This window comes from Bariatricus sp. HCP28S3_D3, assembly GCF_052065755.1.
Lineage (GTDB): Bacteria > Bacillota > Clostridia > Lachnospirales > Lachnospiraceae > Allocoprococcus.
Map to the genome: position 1 here is coordinate 1 of NZ_JBQHTK010000006.1, position 22,539 is coordinate 22,539.

Annotated in this window: 27 protein-coding genes and 1 pseudogene; 26 read left to right on the top strand and 2 right to left on the bottom strand. The window is 45.3% G+C overall.

Annotation, left to right across the window (positions count from 1 at the left end; genetic code table 11):
- Together ACTNB3_RS06385 and ACTNB3_RS06390 are read left to right on the top strand one after the other, a co-directional pair.
- On the top strand, window positions 1-193 hold a 193-nt coding region (locus ACTNB3_RS06385), incomplete at its 5' end, for a hypothetical protein (RefSeq protein WP_441024812.1).
- A pseudogene (locus ACTNB3_RS06390) lies at window positions 186-542 on the top strand (DapH/DapD/GlmU-related protein); the annotation flags it as partial. The gene ACTNB3_RS06385 and the pseudogene ACTNB3_RS06390, both read left to right, overlap by 8 nt.
- 43 nt (window positions 543-585) lie before the next feature.
- On the opposite strand, the gene truA reads toward ACTNB3_RS06390, so the two are convergent.
- Complete coding sequence (gene truA / locus ACTNB3_RS06395; protein ID WP_441024814.1) at window positions 586-1,329, bottom strand: tRNA pseudouridine(38-40) synthase TruA; 744 nt, start codon at window positions 1,327-1,329, stop codon at window positions 586-588.
- 194 nt (window positions 1,330-1,523) lie between these two features.
- On the opposite strand from truA, the gene ACTNB3_RS06400 reads away from it, so the two are divergent.
- The 9 genes from ACTNB3_RS06400 to ACTNB3_RS06440 all read left to right on the top strand — a co-directional run bounded on the left by ACTNB3_RS06400 (window position 1,524) and on the right by ACTNB3_RS06440 (window position 9,285).
- Window positions 1,524-2,858, top strand: coding sequence for an MATE family efflux transporter (locus tag ACTNB3_RS06400; RefSeq protein WP_441024815.1), 1,335 nt, complete (start codon window positions 1,524-1,526; stop codon window positions 2,856-2,858).
- Between the two features lie 81 nt (window positions 2,859-2,939).
- A complete protein-coding gene (locus tag ACTNB3_RS06405) occupies window positions 2,940-3,557 on the top strand; it encodes a flavodoxin family protein (protein ID WP_441024816.1) in 618 nt (205 codons plus the stop codon).
- A 192-nt stretch (window positions 3,558-3,749) separates the two neighbouring features.
- Entirely contained in the window at window positions 3,750-4,022 is a 273-nt protein-coding gene (locus tag ACTNB3_RS06410) for a co-chaperone GroES (RefSeq protein WP_427807107.1), read from the top strand.
- Between the two features lie 53 nt (window positions 4,023-4,075).
- Window positions 4,076-5,689, top strand: a complete 1,614-nt coding sequence (groL, locus tag ACTNB3_RS06415; RefSeq protein WP_427807106.1) for a chaperonin GroEL — start codon at window positions 4,076-4,078, stop codon at window positions 5,687-5,689.
- A gap of 232 nt (window positions 5,690-5,921) precedes the next feature.
- Window positions 5,922-6,194: a type II toxin-antitoxin system RelB/DinJ family antitoxin gene (locus ACTNB3_RS06420; protein WP_441024818.1), complete on the top strand. Its 273-nt coding sequence runs from the start codon at window positions 5,922-5,924 to the stop codon at window positions 6,192-6,194.
- The gene (locus tag ACTNB3_RS06425) at window positions 6,191-6,472 is read left to right on the top strand and encodes a type II toxin-antitoxin system YafQ family toxin (RefSeq protein WP_441024819.1); all 282 of its coding nucleotides are present in this window, start codon (window positions 6,191-6,193) and stop codon (window positions 6,470-6,472) included. The genes ACTNB3_RS06420 and ACTNB3_RS06425 overlap by 4 nt, the downstream gene beginning before the upstream one ends.
- Before the next feature lie 35 nt (window positions 6,473-6,507).
- The gene (locus ACTNB3_RS06430) at window positions 6,508-6,972 is read left to right on the top strand and encodes a GNAT family N-acetyltransferase (protein WP_441024821.1); all 465 of its coding nucleotides are present in this window, start codon (window positions 6,508-6,510) and stop codon (window positions 6,970-6,972) included.
- A 365-nt stretch (window positions 6,973-7,337) separates the two neighbouring features.
- Window positions 7,338-8,456 (top strand): hypothetical protein, encoded by a 1,119-nt coding sequence (locus ACTNB3_RS06435; protein WP_441024823.1) that lies wholly within the window; start codon window positions 7,338-7,340, stop codon window positions 8,454-8,456.
- 16 nt (window positions 8,457-8,472) lie between these two features.
- Window positions 8,473-9,285, top strand: a complete 813-nt coding sequence (locus tag ACTNB3_RS06440) for a TPM domain-containing protein (RefSeq protein ID WP_427807103.1) — start codon at window positions 8,473-8,475, stop codon at window positions 9,283-9,285.
- Between the two features lie 126 nt (window positions 9,286-9,411).
- Here ACTNB3_RS06440 and ACTNB3_RS06445 read toward each other — a convergent pair whose 3' ends face one another.
- Complete coding sequence (locus ACTNB3_RS06445; protein ID WP_441024824.1) at window positions 9,412-9,996, bottom strand: manganese efflux pump MntP; 585 nt, start codon at window positions 9,994-9,996, stop codon at window positions 9,412-9,414.
- Window positions 9,997-10,664: 668 nt separating this feature from the next.
- On the opposite strand from ACTNB3_RS06445, the gene hdhA reads away from it, so the two are divergent.
- From hdhA to ACTNB3_RS06520, 15 genes are all read left to right on the top strand, one after another.
- Window positions 10,665-11,462 carry a 7alpha-hydroxysteroid dehydrogenase gene (hdhA, locus tag ACTNB3_RS06450; RefSeq protein ID WP_427807101.1) on the top strand — a complete coding sequence of 266 codons (798 nt, stop codon included), beginning with the start codon at window positions 10,665-10,667 and terminating at the stop codon, window positions 11,460-11,462.
- 317 nt (window positions 11,463-11,779) lie between these two features.
- Entirely contained in the window at window positions 11,780-12,895 is a 1,116-nt protein-coding gene (locus ACTNB3_RS06455; protein WP_441024826.1) for a helix-turn-helix domain-containing protein, read from the top strand.
- Window positions 12,896-12,921: 26 nt separating this feature from the next.
- Complete coding sequence (locus ACTNB3_RS06460; RefSeq protein WP_441017345.1) at window positions 12,922-13,125, top strand: PLDc N-terminal domain-containing protein; 204 nt, start codon at window positions 12,922-12,924, stop codon at window positions 13,123-13,125.
- Window positions 13,126-14,028: an ATP-binding cassette domain-containing protein gene (locus ACTNB3_RS06465; RefSeq protein WP_441024828.1), complete on the top strand. Its 903-nt coding sequence runs from the start codon at window positions 13,126-13,128 to the stop codon at window positions 14,026-14,028.
- Complete coding sequence (locus tag ACTNB3_RS06470) at window positions 14,025-14,795, top strand: ABC transporter permease (protein WP_427807099.1); 771 nt, start codon at window positions 14,025-14,027, stop codon at window positions 14,793-14,795. Before ACTNB3_RS06465 ends, ACTNB3_RS06470 begins: the two co-directional genes overlap by 4 nt.
- A gap of 127 nt (window positions 14,796-14,922) precedes the next feature.
- The gene (locus ACTNB3_RS06475) at window positions 14,923-15,057 is read left to right on the top strand and encodes a hypothetical protein (protein WP_427819268.1); all 135 of its coding nucleotides are present in this window, start codon (window positions 14,923-14,925) and stop codon (window positions 15,055-15,057) included.
- 159 nt (window positions 15,058-15,216) lie between these two features.
- Window positions 15,217-15,993 carry a GTP pyrophosphokinase gene (locus ACTNB3_RS06480; protein ID WP_427807097.1) on the top strand — a complete coding sequence of 259 codons (777 nt, stop codon included), beginning with the start codon at window positions 15,217-15,219 and terminating at the stop codon, window positions 15,991-15,993.
- Window positions 15,994-16,027: 34 nt separating this feature from the next.
- Complete coding sequence (gene tsaA, locus ACTNB3_RS06485) at window positions 16,028-16,711, top strand: tRNA (N6-threonylcarbamoyladenosine(37)-N6)-methyltransferase TrmO (protein ID WP_427819759.1); 684 nt, start codon at window positions 16,028-16,030, stop codon at window positions 16,709-16,711.
- Window positions 16,708-17,649, top strand: coding sequence for a tRNA dihydrouridine synthase (locus ACTNB3_RS06490; RefSeq protein ID WP_427819760.1), 942 nt, complete (start codon window positions 16,708-16,710; stop codon window positions 17,647-17,649). The genes tsaA and ACTNB3_RS06490 overlap by 4 nt, the downstream gene beginning before the upstream one ends.
- A gap of 131 nt (window positions 17,650-17,780) precedes the next feature.
- Complete coding sequence (locus ACTNB3_RS06495; RefSeq protein ID WP_441024829.1) at window positions 17,781-18,539, top strand: amino acid kinase family protein; 759 nt, start codon at window positions 17,781-17,783, stop codon at window positions 18,537-18,539.
- 53 nt (window positions 18,540-18,592) lie between these two features.
- Complete coding sequence (locus tag ACTNB3_RS06500) at window positions 18,593-19,507, top strand: DMT family transporter (protein WP_441024831.1); 915 nt, start codon at window positions 18,593-18,595, stop codon at window positions 19,505-19,507.
- Between the two features lie 126 nt (window positions 19,508-19,633).
- Window positions 19,634-20,329: a UMP kinase gene (gene pyrH / locus ACTNB3_RS06505; RefSeq protein ID WP_427807091.1), complete on the top strand. Its 696-nt coding sequence runs from the start codon at window positions 19,634-19,636 to the stop codon at window positions 20,327-20,329.
- 28 nt (window positions 20,330-20,357) lie between these two features.
- Window positions 20,358-20,909 (top strand): ribosome recycling factor, encoded by a 552-nt coding sequence (gene frr / locus ACTNB3_RS06510; protein ID WP_427807090.1) that lies wholly within the window; start codon window positions 20,358-20,360, stop codon window positions 20,907-20,909.
- Between the two features lie 112 nt (window positions 20,910-21,021).
- On the top strand, window positions 21,022-21,738 hold the full coding sequence (locus tag ACTNB3_RS06515) for an isoprenyl transferase (RefSeq protein ID WP_427819763.1): 717 nt from the start codon (window positions 21,022-21,024) through the stop codon (window positions 21,736-21,738).
- Window positions 21,731-22,534, top strand: coding sequence for a phosphatidate cytidylyltransferase (locus tag ACTNB3_RS06520; RefSeq protein ID WP_427807088.1), 804 nt, complete (start codon window positions 21,731-21,733; stop codon window positions 22,532-22,534). The genes ACTNB3_RS06515 and ACTNB3_RS06520 overlap by 8 nt, the downstream gene beginning before the upstream one ends.
- Window positions 22,535-22,539: the final 5 nt, after the last annotated feature.

The window sequence follows — 22,539 nt, forward strand, 5'->3', positions numbered from 1 at the left end:
TTTGATGATGCATGCTCCGATGATTACGTTAACAGGAGTGTTTGGCCGTGAAGCTTTATCACTATATAAAACAGCAAAAGGTTTTTCATCAATTTTAGGGAACACTTCTTCAGCGAAAACTTTTGCCCAGGAATTTTCTAACGCTTTTTGCTCACGTGCAGTGAGGTTTAAAAAACTATCGAACAGAGGTTAAGATCGGAGACAATTGCATGATGGCTCCGAATGTGGCGATCTATACTGCCGGGCACCCAATCCATCCGGATACCAGAAATACGGCATACGAATACGGGATTGAGGTGAACATCGGAAATAATGTCTGGATCGGCGGAAATTCCGTGATTTGTCCGGGTGTCACAATCGGGGATAATGTCGTGATCGGAGCGGGAAGCGTGGTCACGAAAGACATTCCGGATTGGTCCGTTGCGGCCGGGAACCCGTGCAGAGTCATCCGAAAGATCACCGAAGCGGACAGAAAACTCTATTTCAAGGACAGAGAATTCGATGAGGAAGCCTGGGAGCAGGTCACCGGGCAGGAAAGATAATAAATTCAAATACGATTCGGCGTACTTGCTCCAAAGCGGCAATCTACTGATAATCCACTTTAACCAGGCATAGTCCGCAGGCCGGTGCCATAAATCCGGCTGCTTTGCGGCTGGCGGCATCCAGCACGTCGTTCATGTTTTCCGGCTGTCGCATTCCGAAACCCACTTCCAGAAGGGTTCCGGTCAGAATGCGGACCATGTTCTGGAGGAATCCGTCGCCGTGGTAAGTAAATATAATATAAGGTCCTTTCTGGACGATCTGAATAGAATCAACCGTGCGAACGGTTGATTTTTTAAATCTGGGATTTCCACAAAAGCTTTTGAAATTATGCTGACCGGTCAGATATGCGGCAGCCTTCTGCATGCTTCGAATATCCGGATTCCGGTCGAGTATATAGACATAGTTCCGGTCAAATACCGGCTTGGCAGGTCCGGCATAGCAGGTGTATTCATATGTTTTCCCGACAGCCATGTAGCGGCTGTGGAAGCGCGGTGATGCTTCATGGACTTCCAGTATACTGATGTCGGCGGGCAAATACTGATTCATGTATTTCCGAATCTGCGCAGTCGATAGATCCGTGTCCAATACAGCATTTGCGGTCATTTCTTTTGCGTGCACACCGGCATCGGTACGGCCTGCACCCGTTACTTCCACGGACGAGCCGGTCATTCTGGAAAGCACGGCTTCCAGCTTTCTCTGGATCGTTGCATCGGTATTGCCCTGACTCTGCCAGCCCGAATAGCGGGTCCCGTCGTAGGCTATGGTAAATTTATAATTCTGATTCATAAAAAATGTCTCCTATAACTTATTCTGAACAGACTAATTATACCAAAAAGAAGAATTTAGGAAAAGACTGTAAACCAAAGTTAATTGCAACAGTCTGGCAATAAGGAACGGAAGAAAGCTAAAATACGCAGTTCACAAATGGTATCAAAGCGTTTATAATCGTTTTGTATGATTACGAATGTGAGGTGTCCGAAATGGAAAAGAACTTGACAAACGGAAGCGTATTTAAAACGATCTTATCTTTTTCACTGCCCTTCCTGTTATCTTATTTTTTACAGACACTGTATGGAATGGCAGATTTATTTATCATAGGTCAATATAACGGTGTGGCCAGCACAACGGCGGTGTCCATCGGAAGCCAGGTCATGCATATGATCACAGTCATGATCGTAGGTCTTGCCATGGGCTCCACGGTCATGATCGGTAAAGCGGTCGGGGCCGGGAAGAGAGAGGAGGCGTCAATGGCGATCGGAAATACGATCACGCTCTTCATGGGAGTATCGGTGACACTCACCGTCATCCTGCTTCTTTTGGTCCGCTCGATTGTTGCGGTGATGTCCACGCCGGAAGAAGCGGTGCAGGGGACGATCCTCTATCTTACCATCTGCTTTATCGGGATCCCGTTCATCACAGCCTATAATATCATCAGTTCCATTTTCCGCGGGATGGGGGATTCCAGAAGCCCGATGTGCTTTGTGGCAGTCGCCTGTGTGGCAAATATCATTCTGGATTATCTGTTCATCGGTGGTCTGGGACTGGGACCGGCGGGAGCTGCACTTGGAACGACGATTTCCCAGACGATCAGTGTGATCGTATCCCTGTGTATCATTCGAAAGCGGCAGAGCGGTATTGTGATGAAGAAATCTTATTTTCGTCCGAAGAAACTGATCATGGAACAATTGCTTAAGATAGGAATTCCGGTTGCACTGCAGGACGGTTTCATACAGATTTCTTTCATCATTATAACGATCATCGTGAATCAGCGAGGGTTAAATGATGCGGCTGCGGTGGGAATTGTGGAGAAGATCATTGGCTTTTTGTTCCTGGTTCCATCTTCCATGCTGTCAACCGTTTCGGCACTGGCGGCACAGAATATCGGTGCCGGAAAACATGACCGCGCGAAGAAGACATTGTGGTATGCCATCACGATGTGTGTTTCCTTTGGACTTGCCACAGTGGTTGTCATGCAGTTTGCCGCGGGATGGTTTGTAGGACTATTTGCAACAGATACCGAGGTAATCCGTCTCGGCAGCGAATATATGCACGGCTATGTGTGGGACTGCGTATTTGCCGGAATTCATTTCTGTTTCAGCGGATATTTCTGCGCATATGGACGTTCATCCTTTTCGTTCCTGCACAATTCGATCTCGATCGTATGTGCCCGGGTTCCGCTTGCCTATCTGGCATCCAGGTATTTCCCGAATACGTTGCTCCCGATGGGGCTGGCAACAGCGACCGGATCCCTGGTGTCGGTTGTGATCTGTGTTGTGCTGTACCTGTGGATGCAAAGAAATGAAAATCTTACATAGCCAAATCGTTCTGAAAACTGATATAATGGATTTAATGAACCGTATGTTAAAAAACAATAATCATAAAGGAGGAAATACAAAATGAAAGTGTTATTGATCAATGGAAGCCCGCGCAAAGAAGGAAATACATTTATCGCATTAAACGAGATGAAACATGTGTTTGAGCAGGAGGGCATCGAAGCGGAGATCGTGCAGGTCGGAAATCAGGTCATCCGCGGCTGTGCAGCCTGCGGCGGATGTTCCAAATTAGGAAAATGTGTATTTGATGACTGTGTTAACGAAATTGCACCGAAGTTTGCAGAGTGTGACGGACTTGTGATCGGAAGCCCTGTTTATTATGCGTCTGCCAACGGGACCCTGATCTCGTTCCTGGATCGTCTGTTCTACAGCACTCCGTTCGACAAGACCATGAAAGTAGGAGCCAGTGTCGTGGCAGCCAGAAGAGGAGGGCTCTCCTCCACATTTGATGAGCTGAATAAGTATTTCACGATCAGCGGAATGCCGGTAGCATCCGGTCAGTACTGGAACAGCATTCACGGACGCCTGCCGGGAGAAGCAGCAGGAGATGCAGAAGGACTCCAGAGCATGAGGACACTGGCACGCAACATGAGCTTCCTTATGAAATCTATTGCACTCGGAAAAGAAAAGTATGGTCTGCCGGAGAAAGAAGCAAAGCAGGCTACGAATTTTATTCGTTAGTTACATGAAATTTAAGTTATAAAAAATCTATAAACTCTGTTGACAAACAATAATTAAGTGCTATAATAATTCAAAAATAAATAGTTTAAAAATAAAATATATTACTTCGAAAAAGAAGTAATATATTTTTGGAAACAATCTAAGCACTCAACGCAAAAGAGTGCTAACAAAAAGGAAGGCAGGTTATTTTTTATGAGATTAAAACCATTAGGAAACAGAGTTGTTTTGAAACATCAGGAAGCAGAAGAGAAGACACAATCTGGAATCATCCTGCCAGACAGTGCCAAGGAAAAACCACAGACAGCAGTTGTCATTGCAGTCGGCCCCGGGACAGACGGAAAAGAGATGCAGGTCAAGGAAGGAGACAGAGTCATCTGTACCCAGTATGCGGGAACCGAGATCAAGGTGGACGACGAAGAATATGTGATCGTATCACAGAATGATATCATTGCAATCGTTGAATAAGAAAAGAATAAAATCAGATTGAATTTGAGAAAGTAAGAAAGAAGGAATAAATCATGGCAAAGGATATTACATATGACATTGATGCAAGAAAGAAAATGGAGACAGGTGTCAATAAACTGGCAGACACCGTAAAAGTAACACTTGGACCAAAAGGAAGGAATGTGGTTCTGGATCAGTCCTACGGTACACCACTGATTACGAATGACGGTGTTACTATTGCGAAGGAGATTGAACTGGAAGATCGTTATGAGAACATGGGAGCACAGCTGGTCAAAGAAGTTGCTACCAAGACGAACGATATCGCAGGAGACGGAACTACGACCGCAACAGTTCTCGCTCAGGCTTTGGTGAATCAGGGAATGAAAAATATCGCAGCAGGAGCTAACCCGATCATCCTTAGAAAAGGAATGAAGAAAGCTTCCGACGTGGCTGTCTCTGTTCTGGAAGAAATGAGCCGCCCGGTAACCGGCAAAGAACACATTGCAAAAGTTGCCGCCATTTCCGCAGGAAATGAAGAAGTCGGTGAAATGATTGCAGATGCAATGGAAAAAGTCGGTGAGAACGGTGTGATCACCATCGAAGAATCCAAAACAATGCAGACGGACATCGATGTAGTAGAAGGTATGCAGTTTGATAACGGATACCTTTCCGGATATATGTGTGACGACAAGGAAAAGATGGTCTGCAATATGGAAAATCCTTACATCCTGATGACAGACCGTAAGATTTCCAATATTCAGGATATCCTTCCGATTCTTGAAAATATTATGAGAGAAGGAAGAGAGCTCTTGATTCTTGCAGAAGATGTAGAAGGAGAAGCCCTTACGACATTGATCGTAAACCGTCTCAGAGGAACACTTAAAGTGGTTGCTGTGAAAGCTCCTGGTTATGGTGATAACCGGAAAGAAATGCTGCAGGATATCGCGGCGCTTACCGGCGGACAGGTTATCATGGAAGACATCGGAATCCAGCTTAAGGACGCAACAATGGATATGTTAGGCCGTGCAAAATCTGTAAAGGTAACAAAAGAAAATACAACGATCGTAGACGGCGCCGGAAATAAAACAGATGTAGAAGCTAGAATCGAAAATCTGAAGAGACGGATGGCAGAGACTACATCCGATTTCGATAAAGAGAAACTGATGGATCGTATCGCAAAAATGGGCGGCGGTGTTGCAGTGATCCGTGTCGGAGCGGCAACAGAAACCGAGATGAAAGAAGCAAAATATCGTATGGAAGATGCCATGAATGCCACAAGGGCAGCGGTAGCAGAAGGAGTTATTTTCGGAGGCGGTTCCGCATACATTCATGCACAGAAAAAAGTGGATGAATTTGCGGCAACACTGACCGGTGATGAGAAGACCGGAGCAGAAATCATTGCAAAAGCTCTGGAAGCGCCACTCTATGCGATCGTTGACAATGCCGGACTGGAAGGTGCAGTTGTGATCAATAAAGTGAAAGAAAGTGAAGTAGGAATCGGATTCGATGCGGTTCACGAAACCTATGTAGATATGATGGAAGCAGGAATCATTGATCCTGTCAAAGTAACCAAGAATGCACTTGCCAATGCGGTTAGTGTAGCAGCAACCCTTCTTACAACAGAAGCAGCAGTAGCAGACATTAAGGAACCGGCTCCGGCAGCACAGCCGTCACCGGATATGTACTAATTACATATGTACGAATTGCATATGATATATCCCTCTCTAAAACAAGATACCCGTCCCGTTTGGCGGGATGTTCGTAAGACAGTTTTTGAAACACGGAAGAAGGTGCCTGAGCCAAGTACGCAGGCACCTGCTTGTTTTTTGCTGTTTACAATTAATTTATGCCCATTGAGTTGACTTTGCAATGCAAACAGCATATAATATGGATATAAAGAATTGCAAAGGAGTTGTTTTTATGGCCAGTACAAATTTTAGCGTCCGTATGGACAGCGAAATTAAAAAGCAGTGTGAAACCCTTTATGGGGAATTGGGCATGAATCTGACCACTGCAATCAATGTTTTCCTGCGGCAGTCCCTCCGGGTAGGTGGTTTCCCCTTTGAGGTTAGACTGGATCAGCCAAATAAGGAAACCATCGCCGCGATGCTGGAAGCGGAAAGAATTGCCAAGGATTCCAGTATCAAGCATTACTCCGATGTGGAAGAGGCGCTTCGGGAGCTCAAACGATGAATCGCGATATTGTTTGGACGACCCAGTTCAAAAAAGATTATAAACTGGCGCTGAAGCGTCATCTGGACATCGAACTGCTGGATAACATTATTCGAAGCTTGTCCCGTGGAGAAACGCTGCCGGAGAGAAATAAAGATCATGCGCTGACAGGGGATTGGAGTGGTCACAGAGAATGCCATATCCTGCCGGATTGGCTTCTGGTGTACCGCGTTGAGGATGATGTCCTGGTACTCACATTGGCCCGTACCGGAACACACAGTGATTTGTTTGGAAAATAGGTTGCGACAAATCGGGATTTGACGAGGTAGGATAAATGGTCGAGTTGTATAAACCCAGAGTTGAGGATTTATGGTTCAGGGAGAAGTTACTAAGTGATGAAGATACCATGTCTTATAACCACGCATGGGGTGGAACAATTCTTTTTCCGAAAGAAAAGTGGGGAAATTGGCATAATAGATGGGTGCTAAATCGCGATAACAGGCGATTTTATAGATACATTAAGGAGAATGAGACTTTTTTGGGGGAAGTTGCATATCACTTTGATGAAGAAAGACAAATATACATTGCAGATGTTATTGTATATGCTCCATACCGAGGAAAAGGATATGGAGGGCAGGCATTATTGCTATTGTGCAAAAACGCCAAATGTAATGGATTACATACACTCTTTGATGATATAGCAATTGATAACCCATCAATTACATTGTTTATGAAATGTGGATTTACGGAAGTGGTGCGAACAAGTGAATATGTTTTGGTAAAGAAAGAATTGGGATAGGTAAACTCCAGTTTGCAGGATTCTTTCAGCATCCTCTGAAAAGAGCGCACTTCTATACAGTTTTTCTCCGTATGTGCGTTCCGTTTTCCTGTATTTCCAAACAAGGATATATCCTTGCGTCACTTTGCGACTATCCTGCATATGAAAAACGGCGTGACCGCTTTCGTCACGCCGTTTTAACTGTCTTATGAACATCGCCCTTTAAGGGGCGGGTGTTTTGTTGTAAAAAGGTTTCAAAGTGTTTCCGTGATTAGAAATTGCTTAATGCAAAAACTGGTGGTAAACTGAATATATAGGAAACGTCATAAAGCAAAAGACGTCCGGCAGATCCTCCCGGAGATGCCGCGTGAAAGGAGATGAGAACTATGTCTGATATGATGGAATACAAATGCCCGGCCTGCGGCGGTGCCATGGAATTCGACAGTAAGTCGCAGAAGATGAAGTGCCCCTACTGCGATACCGAAATCGCGGTGGAAGAATTTCAGAAAATGCAGGAAAACAAACAGCAGACAGCTTCAGATGGGGTATATAGCGAGAATCAAAGTGGAAGTCAGGACAAAGTAGACTGGCAGGCGGCCAACGACAATCAGTGGGCAGAAGGTGAGACCGATGGAATGCGGGTCTATGTATGTGAGTCCTGCGGCGGTGAGATCATTGCAGAAGAGACAACGGGAGCGACCACCTGTCCGTATTGCGGGAACCGAGTTGTCATGAAGGGACAATTTACCGGTGATCAGAAGCCGGATTATGTCATTCCGTTTAAGAAAGATAAGAAAGCTGCAAAGGCGGCATATTACAGCCATCTGAAAGGCAAGCCGTTCCTTCCGAAGGTATTTAAGGATGAGAACCATATTGATGAGATCAAGGGCGTATACGTTCCGTTCTGGCTGTTTGATGCTGATACCAAGTCCCATTTTATGTATGATGCGAGAAATCTCCGTGTCTGGGAGAACGGCGACACCGAATATACGGAACATGAACATTATTTGGTAGAGCGCGGCGGCTCGGTCCGGTTCGAACGGATTCCGGCGGACGGTTCCGAGAAAATGGATGATACACTGATGGAATCCATTGAGCCATTTGATTTCTCCGAGGCGGTACCATTTACCCCGGCATATCTGGCGGGATTTGTGGCAGACCGCTACGATGTGGATATGGAAGAATGTTTGGAGCGTGCGAAAGAACGAATCACGAGCAGTGCGGAAACTGTTTTTGGAAATACTGTAACCGGATATCAGATGATTACGACGACAGGAAGCAATGTCAATATTTACAATGCAAAATATTTATATGCATTGTATCCGGTATGGATCCTTAATACAACATGGGAAGGAAAGAAATACACCTTCGCTATGAACGGACAGACCGGCAAGATGGTGGGTGATCTCCCGATGGATAAAAAAGCCTACTGGCGTTATGTGGCGACCCGAAGTGTGATCTTCGGAGTGATCATCAGTGTTTTGATGTGGATTTTCATGCTGTGATGGGAGGGGTGGACAAATGAAGAAACGATTTTTGGCAGTTATAATTACGATTCTTTTGGCAATGTCTGCGGTTCTTCCGGCATCAGCCGAGGGAGCGTATCTGAGGGAGGCACCGCTTGTGGCGGATCATGCTGACCTTTTAGATGACGATGAAGAGAGCAAATTAACAGAATTACTGGAAGAGATCAGCGAACGGCAGAGGTGTGATGTGGTCGTAGTCACGACGGATACATTGGAAGGCAAGAGTGCCATGGAGTATGCGGATGACTACTATGACTATAACGGATACGGATATGGCGAGGACCGTGACGGAATCCTGCTTCTCGTCAGCATGGAAGATCGTGACTACTGGATCAGTACCTGCGGCTTTGGAATTACAGCATTTACCGACGCGGGGATCGAATACATATCCGATGAATTTGTGCCGTATCTCAGTGATGGCGATTATGAGACAGCGTTTATAGAATATGCGTCACTCTGCGATAAATTTCTGACCCAGGCCTATGAAGAAGAGCCTTATGACGTGGGAAATATGCCGCGCAGATCCATGCCGATCTTCTGGATTTTCGGATCGTTTGTTGTCGGATTCATCATTGCGCTTATCATGGCAAGTGCGAAAAAATCAGCACTTAAGACGGTGCGCAGAAAACCGGAGGCCAGAGATTATGAGGTTCCGGGCAGCTTTTCACTGTCCCTGCAGAAAGACCGGCTTGTCAACCGGTTTGTGACGACTCGAAAAATTGAACGGCAAAGCAGCAGTTCCGGCGGAAGCAGCACCCACACCAGCTCTTCCGGTTCAACACATGGCGGTGGCGGCGGCAAATTCTGATATTTCATAACAATTCCATAACAAATTGCGTATGAACATTCAGAGCTTTTGGACGAATAGGAGTAAAGTAAAACCGGAGGGAACGTATCTGTTCTCTCCGGTGAACTATTGTAAACGATATTGTATTTAGAAGACTCCGGTAATGAAAATCTCAAGTCCGATGAAAATCAGGATGACACCGCCAAGAATGGTTGCTTTCCCGGAAAGCTTCGTTCCGGCACCTTTCCCGATTACCAGCCCTCCCATACAAATGATAAAAGTAACAACTGCGATGATGAATGCACAAATCGCAGCAGAAAGAAGATCATAATCCGCAATCGTGAATCCAACGGAAAGTGCGTCGATAGAAGTTGCAATTCCCTGAATCATCAGCGCGGCAAATCCCACACCCGGTTTCTCGCAAGGTTCTTCTTTACTGGTAAGTCCCTCATGCAGCATCGATCCCCCGATATATCCAAGAAGGATGAGTGCGATCCACGGGATGAATTTCTCAAAAGACTGAAAATATTCCACGATCGTATGAACACAAATCCATCCAATCATCGGCATAACTGCCTGAAAAATCGCGAAAACACCGGCAATCCGGCACATTTTTCTGGGTTTCATACAAGGTTCGTTCAATCCATTGGCAAGAGAGACAGAAAATGCATCCATGGCAAGTCCGACTCCCAGCAGAATACTGTTAAAAAAGAATACAAATCCAAGCACCATACATGATTCCTCCGTAATATAATGACTGCGCATTGGTAATAATAAAATGTGAAAATGTTAATTAAAAAATGAATAAAAACGGTCATAAAAAAACCAGATACGGTGAAAACCATACCTGGTGTCAGGACAAAAAAAACAGACTCCATGTATAGCTTCACAGTTACACATGAGTCTCGCAATTTAAAACAAGCCAGGCCAGACGGCCAGTATGTTGACTTGCTACACAAAGGATTTGCGCTCGCTACTCCCTCACAACAGTTGTGATTTTATCATGTGGTGAAAAGATTGTCAATCGGTATTGAGAAAAAATGTCATTTTATAAAAAAGAGACCTATCTTGAAGAATTATGGCATTTAAAAGGGGAACAATGATATCGTGTAAATAGCACGTAACAAGTACCCGATATATAATGATTATGAAACATTCTGTTATTGAACAATTCATCCTTCATAAACTCTATAATGTATCAAATTAATAAAGGAACATATAAAGACGTGTATGTTACAAGATTATCAAAATGTTAAAATATACACAATAATGACAAAATAATAACATAAAAATATATATAATATACAAAAAAGATATTTATTTTTCCTTAAATTGTGGTATCATAGTGTACAACGCTGTTGAATTACATAACAGCAATCGGAAAGGAGATTAGAATAGATATGAGATTAGATGGAAAAGTAGCAATCGTAACTGCAGCGACAAGAGGTATCGGACTGGCATGTGCACAGCGTCTGGCGCGCGAGGGCGCAGTCGTTTATATCGGCGCAAGAAATATGGAGAGGGCTGCTGAGCGTGCGGACGAGCTGAACAAGGAAGGCTGCAATGTTAAGACTGTTTATAATGATGCTTCCAAGAAGGAAACATATGCATCCATGGTGGAGGAAGTGATCAAGAATGAGGGCAAGATCGATATTCTGGTAAATAACTTCGGAACATCCAATCCGAAGAAGGATCTTGACATTAAGTCTACTGAATATGACGAGTATATTCGTACAATCGATATGAATCTTGCAAGTGTGTTCCTCAGTGCACAGGCAGTGATCCCACATATGGCAGCAAATGGCGGCGGAAGTATCATCAATATTTCTTCTGTAGGTGGCATCCGCCCGGATATTTCCCAGATTGCATACGGAACCAGCAAAGCAGCAATCAACTATCTGACCAAGCTGATTGCAACACAGTGTGCAAGAGACAATATCCGCTGCAACGCAGTGCTTCCGGGAATGACGGCAACCGAAGCTGTATCCGGAAATCTGACACCGGAATTCCAGGAATTTTTCCTGAAGCATACACCGATCCGCAGAATGGGTAAACCGGAAGAAATTGCAGGAACGGTACTGTATTTTGCAAGTGACGATGCAGCATACACAACGGGACAGATCGTGGATGTATCCGGAGGTTTCGGCATGCCGACACCGGTATTTGGCGACATGATTGAAATGAAGAACAGACGGTAGAATATGTAGTCGTATACAAATCGGTTAATTCATTGCAACTTAAATAAGTATAATCAGGCTGTGATACTTTGATGATTTTGATTCAATCAAGGTATTGCAGTCTTTTTTTGTGTGGTGAGTTTGGGGCCATTTGTTAACCATTTAATAGCATTTGGAGCCAGCTTAGCTCCATTTCCTCGATTCCAAAGCTCTGAATTTGAAAAAAGTATCGTGGCAGTTGATAAAAAATCGCAAAGTATCGTAAGCCTCCATTGTTTCTCATAGCATTTTCCAATAAAATGATATTAAACAAACCGGACTAAAGGAGGGAAAATATATTGAACACCTTACAGTTTGCCGATAATCTGACCAGGCTTCGGCGGGAGAAGAAGGTTACACAGGAAGAACTGGCGGATTTTATCGGGGTGACCAAGGCATCGGTTTCCAAATGGGAGACCAGGCAGAGTCTGCCGGATATTTTGATTCTTCCGCAGCTGGCGTCCTTTTTTAACGTGACGGTAGATGAACTTCTGGGCTATTCTCCGCAGTTAAGTAAAGAACAGATCCAGAAGCAGTACTACCGTCTGGCGGGAGAATTTGCATCCAGACCATTTGAAGATGTGATAAAGGAGAGTGAAGAACTGGTACGGAAATACTATTCCTGTTATTCTTTTTTATATCAGATCTGCCTTTTGTGGCTGAACCATTTTATGCTGGCCGGTGATGAAAAGCGGGGTCAGGAGATTTTGAAAAAAGCGGATCAGTTGTGCGGTCATATACTGGATGACTGCAAAGACATACGAATCTGTAATGAAACGGTCATGATTCGTGCCGTCATTCGGCTGATGCAGGGAAGGGTAAATGAAGTGATCGAGCAGTTGGAAGAATTGGATCAGACACAGCGGATGGAAAGGACGGCGGATTCTTTGCTGATACAGGCTTATCAGATGGCCGGAGAGAAAGAGAAGGCGATCCGGCGTACACAGGTCAGTATGTTCACTCATCTTATGTTACTGATTGACGGGGCGACGTTATATCTGGATATTCAGAAAGAAGAGATGGAGCTTTGCAGTGAGATCATACGAAGAACGGATGAAATCTGCAAACTCTTTGCTGTAGAACGTCTGGTTCCGAACTCTGCCGCACTCTTTCATCTGGAGGCCGCTATGGTGTATACCATGCATCATCATACGGAAGAAGCGCTGGAAAGAGTCAGACTGTATGGAACGGTCATCGACTGGATGTTGAAAGAAGAGAACCTGAAGCGGCACGGAGATGATTATTTTGACACCATTTCCAAATGGTATGACAGCTTCGATCTGGGAGGAAGAGCGCCCAGAGATAAGAAAACGATCCGCGACAGCGCAGTTCAGGGGCTTATGCATCCTGCGTTTGACGAAATCAGGGAACAGGAAATTTTTCGAAATACTATCCGAATATTGAAAGAAGAATAACATCCAAACAAGGAAGGAGAACCATTATGAATAATCTAAATGAAATGCTACCGTTTCTTATACCGCTTGTGATTGTCCAGTTCGGACTTCTGGGCTACACCATTTACCATATTCTTACACACAAGAACTATAAAAGAGGAAATCGGGCGATCTGGCTTGTCGTAACTATTATCGGAATGGAATTTATCGGTCCGGTGCTGTATTTCCTTCTGGGAAAAGAGGAGAGTTAGATGGATACACTGACAGTTTCGCACGTGAAAAAATCATTTGGTAGCCAGGAGATCATTCGCGATCTGAGTTTCCGGGTCCCGGAGCATTCGGTGTTCGGGTTTATCGGCGAGAATGGGGCCGGTAAAACGACGACTATGAAAATGATTCTGGGTCTGCTGCGGATGGACGGCGGGGAAATTCTGGTGGAGGGAGAGGCGGTGTGCTACGGGCAGACACGAACCAACCGGTATGTCGGCTATCTGCCGGATGTCCCGGAATATTATGGATTTATGACTCCGCGAGAATATTTGAGGCTCTGCGCTGAAGTGTCCGGGATCACCCGGAAAGAAGCGGACAAAAGAGCGGATGAACTGCTGGAGATGGTCGGACTGACGAAAGCTGATAAAAGGATACACGGATTTTCAAGAGGGATGAAGCAAAGGCTTGGGATTGCACAGGCACTGCTTGGAAAACCGAAGCTCTTGATCTGCGATGAGCCGACCTCTGCTCTGGACCCACTGGGGCGCAAGGAAATACTGGACATCCTGTCTGCCGTCAGAGAGAGCACGACTGTTTTGTTTTCCACGCATATCTTGTCTGATGTGGAGCGGATCTGCGATCAGATTGCGCTGCTTCATCATGGAGAAATTGCGCTGCAGGGAACCATGGACGACATTCATGCGATGCACAAAGGCGCCGGTTTCGAGATTGAATTTCACAGGAAAGAGGATCTGGAGGCATTTTCCGGATATTTTTCGGGAGGTGTGCCGGCAGGAAATATGCAACTGGATTTTCCGGACTGTGACAGACGGGATATGCTAAGAGCGCTGCACACCCTCGCAGAACGGGATATTCCGATCCAGCGCATCGAGCAGAAAGAACCGTCTCTGGAAGCATTATTTATGGAGGTGATCGGGAAATGAGCGCATTTACAGCATTTATAAAGAAAGAATTTCTCGGACTATTCCGGAGCGGGAAAGCGGTTATTCTTCTGCTGATCTCGGTTTTGTTCGGAATCATGAATCCGGCCATCGCCAAACTGACACCCTGGATGATGGAAAGCATGGCAGATAGTATGGCGGAAACCGGGCTTGTAGTGACCGCGGTGGAAGTGGATGCTATGACTTCATGGACACAATTTTACAAAAATGCACCCATGGCGCTGATCGTATTTCTCCTGATGTTTGCAGGAATCCTCACGTCTGAATATCAGAGCGGAACGCTGATCGGCATGGTGACAAAAGGAATTTCCAGATGGAAAATACTCGCCGCAAAAAAAATCATGGTTCTCATAGTCTGGACAGTTTTCTTTTGGCTGATGTACGGGATCACATTTGGATATAACCAGTATTTCTGGGATCAAAGCAAGATCGAACATCCGCTGTTTGCTGCAGGTTGCTTCTATATTTTAGGTGTGTGGCTGGTAAGCCTGATCTTCCTCAGTTCCGTACTTGCCCGGACAAACACGGCTGTACTGGGAATGACAGGTGGCGTTTTCCTCATTTCCTATCTTCTGGGAATGTATCACGGCATCAGCAAATATCTTCCCACCGAACTTCTCGGGGTTACGAATGTTTTAACGAAATCTGCAGAAATCAAAGATTACCAGGCATCACTCATTGTGATTACGTTTCTGATCCTGATTCAGACCATCGCAGCAGTGACCGGATTCAATAAAAAGGCACTGTAAAATGCTGGAAAGTCTAAAGAATTTGGTCATAATATTAAAAAACCCTAAAGTCCATTGACATTCGCATTTTAAATTTTATAATTAATTTCAGCGTTTATAATGGAGGATGCAAAAGAAGAGGTGGAATATGCGGGATTGGTTAAAAAAGGCGGGGCAGTTGCTGGTGAATATTCTGATTTCACCGATTACATTAGTACTTTCATTGATTATGGGGATCAACCTATTAAAGAACGAAATAAAGAAACGGAAAGACAGGGCATAGCATGAAAATGTTGTGCCTTTTATCTTGAAAAAAATTTAAGCTTTTGGCATTGCGAATACAACAGTTTACAAAAAACTGCTTTCTTTGTATAATAAAACCAACAGAAAAAGAGCAAAGGGCGCTCCTCGTGGCAAAAGGAACGTCCTTAAGGAGCGATAAATGATAGATAAAAAAGAATTTTTGGAAACATATAATCTGTCCGAGGAGGAGTTCCGGGAAGCGCAGATTTCATGGGAAGAGCTGACTGCGATCTACGAGGATTATCAGGGAATCGAGGGACATTTGCGCGATATCGGCAAAGATTTTGTGGACGATTATTTATATGATATTGAAAAAGCGGGAATCCATTCATACCGATACCGTACCAAGGAGCCGGGGCATCTTCTGGAGAAGATCATCCGGAAACGGAGAGAAAACATGGGGAAATTCTCCCGCCTGGACCGGACGAACTACCACAAGTTTATTACAGATCTGATTGGGATTCGGGTGTTTTTCCTGTACCGGGAAGATTGGGTGTATTTCCACAATTATTTGACCAGTGTGTTTGAAAATAAACCGGAGCAGTATGTTGAAAATCGAATTGAGGATTTTGATGACGACATCAATCATTATTATATCGCGGAACGCCCGAAAGTCTATAAGCGTTCCGGAGACACAAAGATTTATGACCGGAATCTGATCGAGATCCGGGCAGACGGGATTTACCGTTCACTCCACTATATTGTGAAATATAAAGGCTATTATGTAGAAATTCAGGGAAGAACGCTCTTCGAGGAAGGCTGGAGCGAGATCGACCATGACATTGTCTATCCTTATTATAAAGACGATGAGATGCTGACCGACTTCTCGAAACTTCTGAACCGGCTGTCGGGCATGGCGGATGAGATGAGTTCCTATTTCCGGCGCATGAAAGAGGAGCGGGAGGAGAAGGAATAGAAATAGAAATGGGAATGGGAGGGATAGGTGTGAAATGGAATTGAAGAAAATAGCCGTGATCCATACGGATTTTCCAGAGAAATTCGGGATTCCGAGGCAGAGTAATTTGGCGGACACGCGCGGAAGAATTGTTTTAGAAGAAGAATACCGAAGAGAAGAGGCGGTCCGGGGGCTGGAAGACTATTCATATCTTTGGCTGATATGGGAATTCTCCGAAGGAAAACGGGAAGAATGGAGTCCTACCGTACGTCCACCGCGGCTCGGAGGAAACTGCCGGATGGGAGTCTTTGCGACCAGATCACCTTTTCGCCCGAATCCCCTCGGGCTTTCCAGTGTGAAACTTGATCGAATTGAAGTAACAGAAAAGGAAGGTCCTGTTCTTTATGTGACCGGAGCCGATCTGCTTGACGGGACGCCGATTTACGATATCAAGCCTTATTTGCCATATGTGGACAGTCATCCGGAAGCGAAAAGCGGATTTGCCGGGAAAGTGCAGGACTATGCTCTTTCCGTGTGTGATGAAAATGGAGTGTTGGATGGAATCGGAGAAGAAGATAGAAAGGTGCTTTTTCAGATTCTTGAACAGGATCCGCGGCCATCTTATCAGAATGATCCGGAGCGGATCTATGGAATGGCTTACGCGGGGATGAATGTGAAGTTTCGTGTGGAGGGGGAGAAATTGTTTATCGTTGGGGTGGAAAGTGAGGACACCATATGAAATACTATATGGCACCACTGGAAGGAATCACGGGATACATTTACCGGAGAACATACCATGAATTGTTCGAACCGGCTGACAAATACTTCATTCCCTTTCTGACACCGAATCAGAAAGGGAAATTCAGTTCCAGGGAGCTGAATGATATTTTGCCGGAGCATAATAAAGGAATGTATACTGTTCCGCAGATTCTGACGAATCGGTCGGAAGAGTTTATTTTTTGTGCGCAGAAACTGGAGGAGGAATTCGGATATCAGGAAGTGAATCTTAATCTGGGTTGTCCGTCCAAAACAGTGGTATCCCGATACCGCGGATCGGGTTTCCTGATCAAAACGGATGACCTGGAACGCTTCCTGGATGAAATATTTGAAGCGCTGGATATGAGGATTTCCGTCAAGACCAGGATCGGAAAATGGGATGAGGAAGAGTTTGATGAACTGCTTCGGATCTACAATCGTTTTCCAATGGAAGAACTGATCGTTCATCCGAGGCTCCAACAGGATTATTATAAGAATACTCCGAATCTGGAAGCTTTCGAAAAAGCGACAGAAGAGAGCGCAAACCGGCTTTGTTATAACGGCGATATTTTTACGGTTGAAGATTATGCAAAATGGAAAGAACGATTTCCGCGGACGGAAATGCTTATGATGGGGCGGGGGATTTTAAGGAATCCCGGACTGATCGGAATGATAAAAGGTAAAGGGGCTCCGGAAAAAGAAAGAATTCATGAGTTTCACGACCGCCTTTTGAAAGAATATATAGAAGTGAACTCCGGGGATACGCCGGTTCTATTTAAAATGAAAGAACTCTGGGCATACATGGGAGAAATGTTTCCGGATTCCGGTAAATATCTGAAAAAAATAAAAAAGGCACAGAAGGTGGAGATTTATGAGAAGGCTGTAGACGAATTGTTTCTGGCGTGCGATATGAAGATCTGAGAAAAGAAAACATGAGTTGAGAAATTCTGAGATAAGGAAATATGAAATAAGAAATTCTTTGTGTATGGGAAGAGTTTATGATATGATAGTCCTGATTGTGAAATTTAAAGAATAAAAGTGAGGTGTCACAAATGGATAAATACTTAGAAGAAGTGGAGAAGAAGGCGGCGATTCTGATCGATGCGCTTCCGTATATCCGCGATTTCAGCCAGAAAATTATCGTGATCGAATACGGCTGCAGCGAGTGGCTGAGCGGGATGGAAGAACAGCAGTTGATGAAGGACATCGTTCTTCTTAAAAGCGTAGGCATGTATCCGGTCGTTGTGCATGACACGCGAATGGGAATGGACAAGTTCCGTGAGAACAAGCGGATCGCAAAGCTCTTGGAACTCTGTGGAGTGAAGGCAATCGGCGTTTGCGGAATCGACGTGCAGACGTTACATATGATTCTGGATAACGATTACATTCCGGTCATCGTTCCGAATGATATTGATAATGAATCCGAGTATATTGACCCGAAGGAGACGGCATTGGAAATTGCAGTCCGGCTTGGGGCAGATAAGCTGATCTATCTTTCTAAATATCCCGGAATCTATATAGATGAAAGCCACAAGGAGGTCTATCCGCGCCTTACCGTGCCGGCAGTGCGTTCGCTGGAAAAAGAAAGAAATTTCCCGGAGGGACTCAGGAAAATTCTGGACTTTGCATTGCTTGCGACAGAACAGGGAGTTAACCGGGTACATATGCTGGACGGCAGGATCCGCCATGTGCTTCTTCTGGAATTTTTCAGCGTTGCAGGTGCGGGAACGATCATCATCAAAGATGAAAACAAACTCTATGATCACGAGCTGAAGAATAAGAATATCATTGAGTATAAAGAAAAAGAGTAACTGGATCGTTACGGGAAAAAATAGAATCTAAAGGATACACAAGGTAACTAATCATGAAGAAAATGAGTTTGAAAAATATTACAATGCTGTTTCTGACGGCATTTATCTGGGGCGTCGCGTTCGTGGCGCAGAGCGTGGGGATGAATTACATCGGGCCATTCACGTTCAGCTGCGTGCGGTCGATCCTGGGAGGAATCGTGCTGATTCCGTGCATCTGGTTTCTGGATCGTTTGAAAATGAAAGAAGAAGGGGTAACGGAAAAGCGCACGATGTCAGAAAAAGAGAAGAAGACCCTTCTCATAGGAGGAATTTGCTGTGGGATTGCGTTGTGTGTGGCATCCAATCTGCAGCAGTTTGGTGTGAAATACACGACCGTCGGAAAGGCAGGTTTTATCACCGCATTATACATCGTGCTGGTGCCGATCTTTGGAATTTTCCTGAAGAAGAAAGTAGGAGTGAAGGTGTGGATCAGCGTGGCAATCTCAGTCGTGGGACTGTACCTGCTCTGCATGACCGAGAAACTTTCTATCAGCAAAGGTGATTTTCTGGTACTTCTATGTGCCATTGTATTTTCCATCCATATCCTGGTGATCGATCATTTCTCACCGCTGGTGGACGGCGTGCGTATGTCCTGCATCCAGTTCTGGATTACGGGAATTCTCTCCGCGATCCCGATGTTTCTCTTTGAAAAGCCATCACTGTCCGCCATTTTTGCGGCTGCGGTTCCGCTGCTTTATGCAGGTGTGATGTCCAGTGGAGTTGCCTATACACTTCAGATCGTGGCCCAGAAAGATGCGGACCCGACGGTGGCTTCCCTGATCCTGAGTCTTGAATCCGTGTTCTCCGTGCTGGCCGGATGGGTGGTACTCGGACAGGTGATGAGCATGCGAGAAATCTGCGGATGCGTGCTGATGTTTGCCGCTATCATACTTGCACAGCTTCCGGAAAGAAAAACAGTTCAGCCGTAAGGATGAATCGGTGACTGGAAAGAGAACCAGGAAAGAAATAGAACTTCCATTTTAAAAACAGGTATGATATACTATTTACATAGTGCGAGCTATATGCAAACTGAAAAGACAGGAGCAAGAAGACAGATGAAGAGAGTACTTTTAAAATTAAGCGGAGAAGCGCTTGCAGGTGATAAGAAGACAGGGTTTGACGAAGCAACATGTATCGGGGTTGCCGAGCAGGTGAAGAAGATTGTGGACCAGGGCATTCAGGTGGCGATCGTGACCGGAGGAGGTAACTTCTGGAGAGGAAGAACCAGCGAGACGATCGACAGAACGAAGGCAGACCAGATTGGTATGTTGGCAACGGTCATGAACTGTATCTATGTATCCGATATTTTCCGTCATGTGGGTATGAAGACAGAAGTATTTACCCCGTTCGTCTGCGGTGCATTTACCACATTATTTTCCAAGGATGCCGCAGTAGAAGCACTGAACGAAGGAAAGGTTGTTTTCTTCGCAGGAGGAACGGGACATCCGTATTTTTCAACGGATACAGGAGCAGTATTAAGAGCAATCGAGATCGAAGCGGATGCGATGCTCCTTGCAAAGGCAATTGACGGTATCTATGACAGTGATCCGAAGGTAAACCCAGAGGCGAAGAAGTACGATGAGATTTCCATTCAGGAGATCATCGATAAGAAGCTGATGGCAGTGGATCTGACCGCATCCATTATGTGTCTTGAGAATAAGATGCCGATGCTGGTATTCGGACTGAACGAAGAAAATAGTATTGTTGAGACTATGAGCGGACACTTTACCGGCACGAAAGTTACGGTATAGGACGCTTGAATTAGAGGAGGAAGAAACCATGAATGAAAGATGTAAAGTATACGAGGAGAAGATGCAGAAGACACTGAAGAATCTGGATGGAGAGCTTGCATCAATCCGTGCAGGAAGAGCGAATCCGAATATTTTGAATAAACTGACGGTTGATTATTACGGAACACCGACTCCGATTCAGCAGGTAGCGAACATCTCCGTACCGGAAGCACGTTTGATCCAGATCCAGCCATGGGAGAAGAAGCTGATCCGTGAAATTGAGAAGGCAATCCAGATGTCAGACATCGGAATCAACCCGACAAACGACGGCAGTGTGATTCGCCTGGTATTTCCGGAACTGACCGAGGAACGAAGAAAAGAACTCGTGAAGGATGTTAAGAAGAAAGGTGAGGCAGCTAAAGTGGCAGTCCGCAATATCCGCCGCGACGGCAACGATGCATTTAAGAAATTAAAAGGCACCGAAGTTTCAGAGGATGAGATCAAGGATATGGAAGAAGATCTGCAGAAACTGACCGATAAATATATCAAGGAAGTTGATAAATCTGTAGAAGCGAAATCCAAGGAAGTTATGACTGTATAACAAGTTGTGATAGAAAGAGGAGGGGCAGCAAAGAAACCTGCAGCCCCTTTATTCTGTTTTATAGAAAGTGCATAGGACGGAATTTTATCTGGAATGCACGGGAGGAAAAAGTATGAACGTACCACAGCATATCGCAATTATCCTGGATGGCAACGGCCGCTGGGCGAAGTCGAAAGGGATGCCGAGAAATTACGGTCATGCTCAGGGGAGTAAGAATGTAGAGAAGATCTGTGAAGTGGCATATAAGATGGGAGTCAAATATCTGACCGTCTATGCATTTTCCACAGAGAACTGGAACCGTCCGCAAAGTGAAGTGGACGCACTGATGACACTGCTTCGCAATTATATGAAGACCTGTCTGAAAACGGCGGAGAAGAACCGCATGAAGGTACGGGTGATCGGAGACAAGACCCGTCTGGATGACGATATCCGTACCCGGATCGAAGAACTGGAAGAGGCATCGAAGAATAACGACGGGCTGAATTTTCAGATTGCGATCAACTACGGCAGCCGCGACGAGATGGTCCGTGCCATGCGGAAAATGATGAAAGACTGTGAGGCAGGAAAGATCACTTCCGATGAAGTGACCGAAGAAGTATTTGAAAGCTATCTGGACACCCACGGAATTCCGGACCCGGATCTGCTGATCCGGACCAGCGGCGAACTCAGATTATCCAATTATCTGTTATGGCAGCTGGCTTATACCGAATTCTATTTCACCGACGTTCCGTGGCCGGATTTCACAAAAGAAGAATTAGAAAAGGCTATTATGCAATATAATAACAGAGACAGACGTTACGGTAAGATAAAGGAGGAAGAAGATGTTTAAGACAAGACTTCTCAGCGGAATTGTACTGGTCATCATCGCATTTCTGACCATTTATAGCGGAGGATATGTGTTATGGACTACACTGGCTCTGGTCAGCCTGATCGGACTCAGAGAACTCTATCAGGTCGTCAAATGTGAGAAGAATCCGCTTGGAATCGCAGGATATCTGGCTGCGATCGCCTACTACGTGGTGCTCCTTGCAGCTTCCGGTAATTTCCAGCTTCAGGTTATGGTATTCATCGCCGCACTGGTCGTTGTGATGGCAGTCTATGTATTTTCATTTCCGAAATTCAAATCAGATCAGGTTACGATGGTATACTTCGGGATCCTCTATGTGGCAGTTATGCTGTCCTTCATTTACCAGACGAGAAATCTGGAAGACGGACTGTTCCTCGTGGGACTCGTGTTCCTCTGCTCCTGGGGATGTGACACCTGTGCCTACTGTGTCGGAGTACTGATTGGAAAGCACAAAATGGCTCCGAAGCTGAGCCCGAAGAAATCCATCGAGGGCGCGGTCGGCGGTCTTGCGGGAGCCGCACTTCTCGGAGCACTTTACGCACTCGCCATCAACAGATGGGGCGGCACGACGGTCAGTCCGGCCGAATTTGCACTGATCTGTTTCGTGGGAGGCATGATCTCCATGATCGGAGATCTGGCAGCGTCAGCGATCAAACGAGACCACGATATTAAAGATTACGGAAAACTGATCCCGGGACACGGCGGTATCCTGGATCGATTTGACAGCGTGATTTTCACAGCACCTGTTATTTACTTTATGGCAATGGCAATCATGTAGTGCTG

Bases quoted from the DNA above. Each gene is read 5' to 3' on its own strand.
- truA (WP_441024814.1), bottom strand. From the start codon at position 1,329: ATGAATCAGAATTATAAATTTACCATAGCCTACGACGGGACCCGCTAT.
- ACTNB3_RS06400 (WP_441024815.1), top strand. From the start codon at position 1,524: ATGGAAAAGAACTTGACAAACGGAAGCGTATTTAAAACGATCTTATCT.
- ACTNB3_RS06405 (WP_441024816.1), top strand. From the start codon at position 2,940: ATGAAAGTGTTATTGATCAATGGAAGCCCGCGCAAAGAAGGAAATACA.
- ACTNB3_RS06410 (WP_427807107.1), top strand. From the start codon at position 3,750: ATGAGATTAAAACCATTAGGAAACAGAGTTGTTTTGAAACATCAGGAA.
- groL (WP_427807106.1), top strand. From the start codon at position 4,076: ATGGCAAAGGATATTACATATGACATTGATGCAAGAAAGAAAATGGAG.
- ACTNB3_RS06420 (WP_441024818.1), top strand. From the start codon at position 5,922: ATGGCCAGTACAAATTTTAGCGTCCGTATGGACAGCGAAATTAAAAAG.
- ACTNB3_RS06425 (WP_441024819.1), top strand. From the start codon at position 6,191: ATGAATCGCGATATTGTTTGGACGACCCAGTTCAAAAAAGATTATAAA.
- ACTNB3_RS06430 (WP_441024821.1), top strand. From the start codon at position 6,508: ATGGTCGAGTTGTATAAACCCAGAGTTGAGGATTTATGGTTCAGGGAG.
- ACTNB3_RS06435 (WP_441024823.1), top strand. From the start codon at position 7,338: ATGTCTGATATGATGGAATACAAATGCCCGGCCTGCGGCGGTGCCATG.
- ACTNB3_RS06440 (WP_427807103.1), top strand. From the start codon at position 8,473: ATGAAGAAACGATTTTTGGCAGTTATAATTACGATTCTTTTGGCAATG.
- ACTNB3_RS06445 (WP_441024824.1), bottom strand. From the start codon at position 9,996: ATGGTGCTTGGATTTGTATTCTTTTTTAACAGTATTCTGCTGGGAGTC.
- hdhA (WP_427807101.1), top strand. From the start codon at position 10,665: ATGAGATTAGATGGAAAAGTAGCAATCGTAACTGCAGCGACAAGAGGT.
- ACTNB3_RS06460 (WP_441017345.1), top strand. From the start codon at position 12,922: ATGAATAATCTAAATGAAATGCTACCGTTTCTTATACCGCTTGTGATT.
- ACTNB3_RS06465 (WP_441024828.1), top strand. From the start codon at position 13,126: ATGGATACACTGACAGTTTCGCACGTGAAAAAATCATTTGGTAGCCAG.
- ACTNB3_RS06470 (WP_427807099.1), top strand. From the start codon at position 14,025: ATGAGCGCATTTACAGCATTTATAAAGAAAGAATTTCTCGGACTATTC.
- ACTNB3_RS06475 (WP_427819268.1), top strand. From the start codon at position 14,923: ATGCGGGATTGGTTAAAAAAGGCGGGGCAGTTGCTGGTGAATATTCTG.
- ACTNB3_RS06480 (WP_427807097.1), top strand. From the start codon at position 15,217: ATGATAGATAAAAAAGAATTTTTGGAAACATATAATCTGTCCGAGGAG.
- tsaA (WP_427819759.1), top strand. From the start codon at position 16,028: ATGGAATTGAAGAAAATAGCCGTGATCCATACGGATTTTCCAGAGAAA.
- ACTNB3_RS06490 (WP_427819760.1), top strand. From the start codon at position 16,708: ATGAAATACTATATGGCACCACTGGAAGGAATCACGGGATACATTTAC.
- ACTNB3_RS06495 (WP_441024829.1), top strand. From the start codon at position 17,781: ATGGATAAATACTTAGAAGAAGTGGAGAAGAAGGCGGCGATTCTGATC.
- ACTNB3_RS06500 (WP_441024831.1), top strand. From the start codon at position 18,593: ATGAAGAAAATGAGTTTGAAAAATATTACAATGCTGTTTCTGACGGCA.
- pyrH (WP_427807091.1), top strand. From the start codon at position 19,634: ATGAAGAGAGTACTTTTAAAATTAAGCGGAGAAGCGCTTGCAGGTGAT.
- frr (WP_427807090.1), top strand. From the start codon at position 20,358: ATGAATGAAAGATGTAAAGTATACGAGGAGAAGATGCAGAAGACACTG.
- ACTNB3_RS06515 (WP_427819763.1), top strand. From the start codon at position 21,022: ATGAACGTACCACAGCATATCGCAATTATCCTGGATGGCAACGGCCGC.
- ACTNB3_RS06520 (WP_427807088.1), top strand. From the start codon at position 21,731: ATGTTTAAGACAAGACTTCTCAGCGGAATTGTACTGGTCATCATCGCA.